We start from the raw sequence: 8252 nt of genomic DNA on the forward strand, positions 1-8252 counted from the left end.
GCGTCGGGCGGCCAATCAATGGAAGCCACTGACGGCAGAACGTTGAAAGCCACACCCGACGCCCCTGGGTGGACGAACCATACGAAGGGCTCGCCCGGTCCCGCAGAACAACGTAGGGAACGTTGAGCTGGTCGAAGCCGCCTTGTCCGCGACCGGCCGCCGTCTGGTCGTGCTGGATGACGGCGAGGTCGAGGATGATCTGGTGCGCGACATGGTCGAGGTGCTGACCTCGTTGTGTGCCCGCCTGTACGGGCGCCGCTCGGCGAAGAACCGTGCCGAGAAGGCCCTTGAGGCGGCGGCAGCCGATGAGTGAGCCGAAGAAGAAGGTGCTCCGTCCGATCGAGGCGCCGTTTGTCGTCCTGGGCCCGTCGGGTGTGGCGATCCGTGACTGTCTCAAGCACCTCGCCGACGAGGATGACAAGGTGTTGCGGCTGGTCGGTGAACATCTCGGACGGCTCGCCTCGGCTGACCTGAAAGACCGCTGCGTGGACGGCCTGGAGCACGACAGGGACTCGTGGGCGGCGAGGAAGCAGGGCCTGACCTCGCAGTCGTCACCCCGCTGGGCTGGGAGCATCACCAGGGCCACACACGATCAGTGGGCACTGTCGCGGCGCTGTCAGCTTGCCCGCATCCAAGGGCTTGAGGCCGGGGTGCGCACGCTCAAGCATCGTTTGTCCCAGAAGATCGGGGCCAAGGGTACCAAGCGGGCGCCGGGCGGATACCGCTCGAAGAGCGAGTGGTTTCACAAGTCCCGCCGTTTGGCGACGTTGGAACATCGCCTCGATAGTGTCCTCGGTGAGCGTGATGCCGGTGTCGTACACGTCGTACGTGGCGGCCGGAGACTCCTGGGCAACCGGCACCACCTCGACAAGGCGCAACTCACCGAGGCCCAGTGGCGACAGCAATGGGAGGCCGCACGCTGGTTTCTCGCCGCCGACGGCGAGTCCGGCAAACGCTTCGGCAACGAGACGATCCGGGTCGCCCCGGATGGCGAGGTCTCGATCAAGTTGCCCGCGCCGCTCGCCCGCCTGGCCAACTCCAAGCACGGTCGGTACGTCCTCGCCTCCCAGGTAGCTTTCACGCATCGGGGCGCCGAGTGGCGCGACCGTGTCGAAGACAACCGGGCCGTGGCGTACCGCATCCACTTGGATGTGGAACGCGGGCGCTGGTACCTCACCGCCTCATGGACCCGGCCGGTGGTCCAGATGATCCCGCTGGCGACGGCGCGCGCTCAGGGCATGATCGGCGTGGATACCAATGCCGACCACTTCGCCGCCTACCACCTCGACGTGCACGGCAACCCGGTCGGGGACCCGCGCCGCTTCTTCTACGACCTGTCCGGCACCGCCGATCACCGCGACGCCCAAGTACGGCACGCCATCAGCCAGTTGCTGCACTGGGCAATACGCTGCGGCGTCAACGCAATCGGCATCGAGAACCTGGACTTCACCGCCGAGAAGACCCGCGAGAAGCACGGTCGCAAGAAGTGGTTTCGGCAACTCCTCTCGGGCATGCCCACCGGCAAACTCAAAGCCCGGCTCGTCTCCATGGCCTCCGAACGCGGCCTGTCCCTCGTCGCCGTCGATCCCGCGTACACCTCGATGTGGGGCGATCAGCACTGGCGCAAGCCCCTGAACAGCACCAAACGCAAGATGTCCCGACACGATGCCGCAGGTATCGCGATCGGGCGACGCGCCCTCGGACACCCGATCCGGCGACGGACGGCACCGCCCCACGACGACCAGAGTGATCGTCGCGGGCATCGGACCGCCCAGGCCGGACCAGGCGACCGAGGGCGTGAGGGAACCCGCCCACCCGTCACGGAACGTGCACACGATGCACGAACCCGGACTGGGAGACAGCGAACGCGGGCAACCAGCGCATCCAACACCGTTCGGGATGCGCGCAGTTCCAGGAGCTGGCAACAGATGTCACTCCTGAACACTGTTTAGGAACGGTACTCAGTCCCAGGATGAGTACCTGAGCCCTGACCGCTCACCCCCGCCGCGCGCGACCGTATCCGCATGGCATCAGACGTGCGCGTACTCGCGGAGAACACACCGGCCACCAGGGACCGGTACATGGATCTGCTCCGAGTGGCATCGCTCGCCACCGTGGTGTTCGGGCACTGGCTGATGGCCGCCGTGAGCACCGACGCGGCGGGGCAGGTCCAGCTCGGCAACCTGCTCGCCGAGGTTCCCCAACTGCAGCTGCTCACCTGGGCGTTGCAGATCATGCCGGTGTTCTTCTTCGTCGGCGGGTTCTCGCACGCGCTGTCCTACCGTTCCCTGGAGCGGAAGTCCGAGGACGGCTCCTCGGTGTACGCGGCCTTCCTGCGCACCCGGCTGCAGCGGCTCCTGCGTCCCACCATGGTGTTCATCCTGGTGTGGGGAGCGGCGGCGCTCATTCTCCAACTCATCGGCGGCAGCCCGCACTTGGCCGACGTCACCCTGCGGCTCGTGACCCAGCCGCTGTGGTTCATAGGGATCTATCTCGCGATGGTCGCCTTCACGCCGCCGCTGCTCAAGCTGCACGAGCGGTACGGGTGGGGCGCGTTCGGCGGTCTTGTCGCCGCGGCCGCCGCGGTGGATCTGCTGCGGTTCGCGGCCGGGGTCCCGTACGTGGAGTTCCTGAACTTCGCGTTCGTCTGGCTCGCCGTCCACCAGCTCGGCTTCCTGCGCGCCGACGGCCGCCTTCGCCTTCCGTCCCTGCTCGCCGCCCTGGGTGTCGTCGGGGCGTCGGCGCTCGTGGCCTTCGGCCCGTACCCGCTGAGCATGGTCGGGATGCCCGGCGAGAAGGTCTCCAACATGGCGCCGCCCACCTTCGCCCTGCTCTGCCACGGCCTGTGGCTGGTGGGCGCGGTCGAGCTGGTGCGGCGTCCGGCGGCGCGGTGGCTGCGGCAGCCCAAGGTGTGGCGGACCGTCGTCGCCGCGAACGGGATCTCGATGACCGCGTTCCTGTGGCATCTGACGGCGATGCTCGGGGTGTACGGGGTGCTGCTCGGCCTCGACGTCACGCTGCCCGCTCCGGCGACGGCGGCCTGGTGGGCGCAGGTGCCGGTGCGGGTGGTCGGGGCGGCGGTGCTGACGGCGGTGCTCGTCGCGGCGTTCCGGGGCTTCGAGCGTCCCGCGGCCGCGCGCCCTGTCGGCCCGAGCCCGCGGACCGCAGGCCCGAGCCCGCGGGCCGGTGGCTCGGGGCCGCTGGCCGCGCTCGGCATCACGCTCTGTCTGTTCGGCGTGCTCGGGCTCTCGATGGTCGGCTACGGAGACCTTCTGGAGGGCCACTCGGCCATGCTGATCGCGTTCCGCGTCACCGCTCCGGTCGCGGTCGCCATGGCGCTGTGCGGCTGGTTTCTGGTGGAGCGGGCGGGCAAGGAACGGATCCGGCCCGCCCGCGAGATCAGCCGTTGACCCGTATCGACTGCTTCGCCAGCTCGTACGCGGGCCGGACCACCGTCTCGTCCTCGAGGTCCGAGCCCTCGAGCGACACCACGACCGTGCCCTGCGGCGTGCGGACCGCGAAGGCGCGCGTCGTGCGCTTCTCCTCGAAGAGCGGGTCGAGCTCCGAGTAGACGACCTCGACCGCGTCCGCGGGACCCGCCTTGAACGAGGTGTACTTCTCGTCGGCGTGGCCGTCGGCCTCGGCCACGAAACCCTCGAGGACCTTGCGCGGGTCGGCTCCGGTCCTGGGTTCCTCGAGATACGTCCGCAGGAATCCGGCCTTCCCGGTCGCCCTCGCACTGATCTCGCAGCGGACCATGACCGGACCCCGCGTGGCGATGCCTTCGAGGAGTTCGGCCAACTCGTCCTCGCTGAGCTCGCTGTCGGCGTCGGCGTCAGGGGCGGTGTCGATGGCCGAGGCCTTCCACTTCGCCGCGATCCCGAACGTCACCGGAAGCTCGCACGCCGAGCCGGCCGCGCCGATGCTGCCGCCCGCCTTCGTGGGCGGGCTGCTCTTCGAATCGCCGCCCTGCAAGTCACCGTTCTTGGAGTCCTCGGACTTGCCGGCGCCGGACGCCTTGCCGCCCGAGGCCTCGGAACCCTTGCCGTCCCCATCGCCGGAACACCCCGCCACCAGCCCCGCCATCACGGCCGCCGCCAGCACTCCCCGTACCACCGCACTGCGCATGTCGCTGCTTCCCGCCCCTGTGCTCATGTGCTCCCGCCCCCCGGGAGATCGCCGAACGATAGCGCGCCCCATGGGGCGACTACCCTGGTAGGTCGGTCGCGGAAGTCGATCGTCGAACCCCCGGTACAGGAGTGAACGTGGCCGTCAATCTGGTCAATGTCGAGTCCGTGAGCAAGGTGTACGGCACCCGTGCCCTGCTCGACGGGGTCTCGCTCGGCGTCTCCGAGGGGGACCGGATCGGCGTCGTGGGGCGCAACGGTGACGGCAAGACCACCCTGATCCGCATGCTCGCCAAGCTGGAGGAGGCCGACACCGGCCGCGTCACCCACAGCGGCGGGCTCCGGCTTGGCGTGCTCACGCAGCACGACTCGCTCGACCCGGAGGCCACCGTCCGGCACGAGGTGATCGGGGACCTCGCCGACCACGAGTGGGCGGGCAGCGCCAAGATCCGCGACGTGCTCCAGGGTCTCTTCGGCGGGCTCGACATGCCCGGCTTCCCGCAGGGCCTCGACACCGTGATCGGGCCGCTGTCCGGTGGTGAGCGCCGGCGGATCGCGCTGGCCAAGCTGCTCATCGCCGACCAGGACCTGATCGTCCTGGACGAGCCCACGAACCATCTCGACGTCGAGGGCATCTCCTGGCTCGCCCGGCATCTCCAGGAGCGCCGCTCCGCGCTCGTCTGCGTGACGCACGACCGGTGGTTCCTCGACCAGGTCTGCACGCGGATGTGGGATGTGCAGAAGGGCGATGTCTTCGAGTACGAGGGCGGCTACAGCGACTACGTGTTCGCGCGCGCCGAGCGGGAGCGGATCGCCGCGACCGAGGAGACCAAGCGGCAGAACCTGATGCGCAAGGAGCTGGCCTGGCTCAGGCGCGGCGCCCCGGCCCGTACCTCCAAGCCGCGCTACCGCATCGAGGCCGCCAACGAGCTGATCGCCGATGTGCCGCCGCCGCGCGACAACAGCGAGCTGAGGAAGTTCGCGAGCGCCCGGCTCGGCAAGACGGTCTTCGACCTCGAGGACGTCTCCGTACAGGTCGGCGACAAGATGCTGATGAAGCACATCACCTGGCAGCTCGGCCCCGGCGACCGCATCGGTCTGGTGGGCGTGAACGGCGCGGGCAAGACCTCGCTGCTCCGCGCGCTGGCCCAGGCAGCCCGTACGCAGGGGGAGACGCAGCCTGTCGCCGGGCGGATCGTCGTCGGCAAGACGGTCAGGCTCGCGTATCTCTCGCAGGAGGTCGGTGAACTCGACCCCGAACTGCGGGTGTTGCAGGCCGTGCAGCAGATCAGGGACCGCGTCGACCTCGGCAAGGGCCGGGAGATGACCGCCGGGCAGCTGTGCGAGCAGTTCGGGTTCAGCAAGGAGAAGCAGTGGACCCCCGTCGGGGACCTGTCCGGTGGTGAGCGGCGCCGGCTGCAGATCCTGCGGCTGCTCATGGACGAGCCCAATGTGCTCTTCCTCGACGAGCCCACCAACGACCTCGACATCGAGACCCTCACCCAGCTCGAGGACCTCCTCGACGGCTGGCCGGGCTCGATGATCGTGATCTCCCACGACCGGTTCTTCATCGAGCGGACCACCGACAAGGTGTACGCGCTGCTCGGCGACGCCACCCTGCGGATGCTGCCGCGCGGGCTCGACGAGTACCTGGAGCGCAGGCAGCGGGTGCTCGCCATGGAAACGGCCGCCACCGCCGCGGCCGCTCCGGCCGCCCCCGCGGCGCCGGCGCCCGGGAAGTCGGCCGCCGACCAGCGTGCGGCCAAGAAGGAGCTGCAGAAGATCGAGCGGCAGTTGGACAAGATCTCCGAGAAGGAGACCAGGCTGCACGCGCAGATCGCCGACAATGCGACCGACTTCGGCAAGGTCGCCGGCCTCGACACCCAGCTCAGGGAACTCGCCGGTGAGCGCGAGGAGTTGGAGATGAAGTGGCTGGAGCTGGCGGAGGACGCCCAGTAGGGACGTTCACACGGCCTTCGCCGCCGCAGTAACAGCCGTATCACGGGCCGGTCCTCCCTTGGGAACAGGGGAGCGACCGGCCCTTGGCGTACTGCGGCCGAGTGATAGAAAGAACTCCCGCCGAAGTGAAGCAGAGTTGCGGGAACCATGCCCGATTCGCTCCTTTCCGGGGGGATTTGAGACCGCCAACGGAATTGCGGGGGAGGCCGGTCGGGCAGCGGGTTCCGCGTGATGAGGTAGTCCGAACGATGAGCCAGCCGCCCCAGCCGCCAGGACCGCCGTCCGGGCCCCCCGGGGGATTCGGGGGACCGCAGCAGCAGCCCGGCACTCCGCCGCCGCCCGCGGGCCAGCCCCCGGCTCAGCCCGGTTACGGGTACCCGCAGGGCCCGCCCGCCGACCCGTCGCAGTCCGGGCCGTACGCCCAGCAGCCGGGACCGTACGCCCAGCAGCCCGGGCCCTACGCCCAGCAGCCGGGTCCCTACGGGCAGCCGGCCGGCCCGTATCAGCAGCCGGGGCCCGGTTACGGCTACCCGCAGCAGGCCCAGTACCCCGGCGCACCCGCGCCCGGCGGTCCGGGCGGGCCGGGTGGACAAGGCGGTCAAGGCGGCGGTTTCGGGCGGTTCTTCAAGGGCAAGCCCGGGGCGATCGTGGCGGCGGTCGTGGCCGGACTCCTCGTCATCGGCGGTGGTGCGTTCTTCCTCGTACGGGGAGACGACAAGCCGAAGGAACCCGTCGCCAAGCCCAGCGCGGACGGCAAGAAGGACCCGCAGCCGTCCGAGTCCGTGGACCAGGGCGACGGCAAGGGCACCGGCAAGCAGGACGCGTCGATCAACGACGGCATCAAGGACGGCGAGGTCCCGGCCTGGCTCGCGATGAACGGCCAGGACGTACCGGGCAACGGTGCGGAGCTGTTCGACATCTGGACCCAGGGCGATGTCGTGGTGCAGGCCGCCTACCGCGAGGTCACCGCGTTCTCGGTGAAGGACGGCAAGGAGAAGTGGTCGGTCGAGCTGCCCTTCGAGGTGTGTGACACCCCGAAGCACCAGACGCCCGACGGCAAGGTCGTCATCGCGCACAAGTCCGGTACCAGCGACCGCGCGAAGTGCTCGCAGCTGATGATGATCGACCTCAAGACCGGCAAGGAGGGCTGGACCAAGGAGGTCAAGGCGGGCGGCGCGTTCGACAGCGTCATCTCGCTCGACCTGGTGATCTCCGGGGACACCCTGCTCGCCGGCCGCGATCTGTCCGGTGTGGCCTACCGCGTCAGCGACGGCAAGGAGATCTGGCAGGCGAAGAAGGAGGACACCGGGGTCTGCTTCCCGACCGCGTACGCGGGCGGCAAGAAGCTGCTCGGTGTCGACCACTGCGGTGCCAGCTCGCCCAACGAGCACGAGCGGCTCAAGGAGTTCGACCCCGGCACCGGCAAGGTGAAGTGGCGCTACGAGATCAAGAAGGGCTGGAGCGTCAACCGGGTCTACTCGGAGTCGCCGATCGTCGTCTCGCTCACCAACGACGAGGACAAGTCCTGGTCGATCGCCGCGTTCACCGACGCCGGCAAGCTCCGCTCGCAGCTCCAAGGCGGCAAGGACAGCTTCCGCCAGCAGTGCGGGGGCCTCGGCATCGGCAGCGAGAACTCGCAGAGCTGCGACGGGATGGTCGCCGGCGGCGACACCTTCTACATGGCCACCGAGCCGAAGAAGTCCGGTGACTACAACCGCGTCAACGAGGTCGTCGCCTTCGACCTCGCCACCGGCAAGCCCAAGTGGCGCTCCAAGGTCGACAACCGCCAGGTGCTGCCGCTGACGGTGGTGGGCTCGGACCTCATCGGATACGTGGACGCCACCTACGACACCGGCGGCCAGATCGTGAAGTTCGGGCCGAACGGCGGAAAGCCGACGGTGCTGCAGAAGCACTCCAGCGGTGCGCAGTCCGTGGAGAGCTCGATGTTCAGCGGACCGCTCGCCTATGCCGACGGCCGGTTCTTCATGACGTCCTCACGTCTCATGGGTGACGACGGCGAAGAGGAAGCCCGCATGCTGTCCTTCGGCAAGTGACAACCACTGAACAAGTCCCCGACTTCCCGTATCACTTGAGGTAGAGATCCCCATGTCGCAGCCGCCCCAGCCACCCAACGAGCAGCCCCCGGGCTTCGGTGCACCCCAGGAC

General features: G+C 69.0%; 5 protein-coding genes and 1 pseudogene. 5 read left to right on the forward strand and 1 reads right to left on the reverse strand.

Features of this window, described 5'->3' with window-relative positions:
* Window positions 1–118 precede the first annotated feature (118 nt).
* The 3 genes and pseudogenes from G6045_RS37405 to G6045_RS37415 form a co-directional block, all read left to right on the forward strand.
* A pseudogene (locus tag G6045_RS37405) lies at window positions 119–313 on the forward strand (IS607 family transposase); the annotation flags it as partial.
* Window positions 306–1952: a transposase gene (locus G6045_RS37410; protein ID WP_165336698.1), complete on the forward strand. Its 1647-nt coding sequence runs from the start codon at window positions 306–308 to the stop codon at window positions 1950–1952. The pseudogene G6045_RS37405 and the gene G6045_RS37410, both read left to right, overlap by 8 nt.
* Before the next feature lie 72 nt (window positions 1953–2024).
* Window positions 2025–3410 (forward strand): acyltransferase family protein, encoded by a 1386-nt coding sequence (locus G6045_RS37415; protein WP_165336699.1) that lies wholly within the window; start codon window positions 2025–2027, stop codon window positions 3408–3410.
* Here G6045_RS37415 and G6045_RS37420 read toward each other — a convergent pair.
* Window positions 3400–4128, reverse strand: coding sequence for a lipoprotein (locus G6045_RS37420; RefSeq protein WP_165336700.1), 729 nt, complete (start codon window positions 4126–4128; stop codon window positions 3400–3402). The two genes, G6045_RS37415 and G6045_RS37420, sit on opposite strands and share 11 nt — an antisense overlap.
* A 137-nt stretch (window positions 4129–4265) precedes the next feature.
* Here G6045_RS37420 and G6045_RS37425 point away from each other — a divergent pair, with 137 nt between their 5' ends.
* Together G6045_RS37425 and G6045_RS37430 are read left to right on the forward strand one after the other, a co-directional pair.
* Complete coding sequence (locus tag G6045_RS37425; RefSeq protein WP_165336701.1) at window positions 4266–6086, forward strand: ABC-F family ATP-binding cassette domain-containing protein; 1821 nt, start codon at window positions 4266–4268, stop codon at window positions 6084–6086.
* Window positions 6087–6334: 248 nt separating this feature from the next.
* Window positions 6335–8140, forward strand: a complete 1806-nt coding sequence (locus G6045_RS37430; RefSeq protein ID WP_165336702.1) for an outer membrane protein assembly factor BamB family protein — start codon at window positions 6335–6337, stop codon at window positions 8138–8140.
* Window positions 8141–8252 lie beyond the last annotated feature (112 nt).

Source organism: Streptomyces mesophilus, assembly GCF_011044995.1.
Lineage (GTDB): Bacteria > Actinomycetota > Actinomycetes > Streptomycetales > Streptomycetaceae > Streptomyces > Streptomyces mesophilus.

Bases quoted from the DNA above. Each gene is read 5' to 3' on its own strand.
- G6045_RS37410 (WP_165336698.1), top strand. From the start codon at position 306: ATGAGTGAGCCGAAGAAGAAGGTGCTCCGTCCGATCGAGGCGCCGTTT.
- G6045_RS37415 (WP_165336699.1), top strand. From the start codon at position 2,025: ATGGCATCAGACGTGCGCGTACTCGCGGAGAACACACCGGCCACCAGG.
- G6045_RS37420 (WP_165336700.1), bottom strand. From the start codon at position 4,128: ATGCGCAGTGCGGTGGTACGGGGAGTGCTGGCGGCGGCCGTGATGGCG.
- G6045_RS37430 (WP_165336702.1), top strand. From the start codon at position 6,335: ATGAGCCAGCCGCCCCAGCCGCCAGGACCGCCGTCCGGGCCCCCCGGG.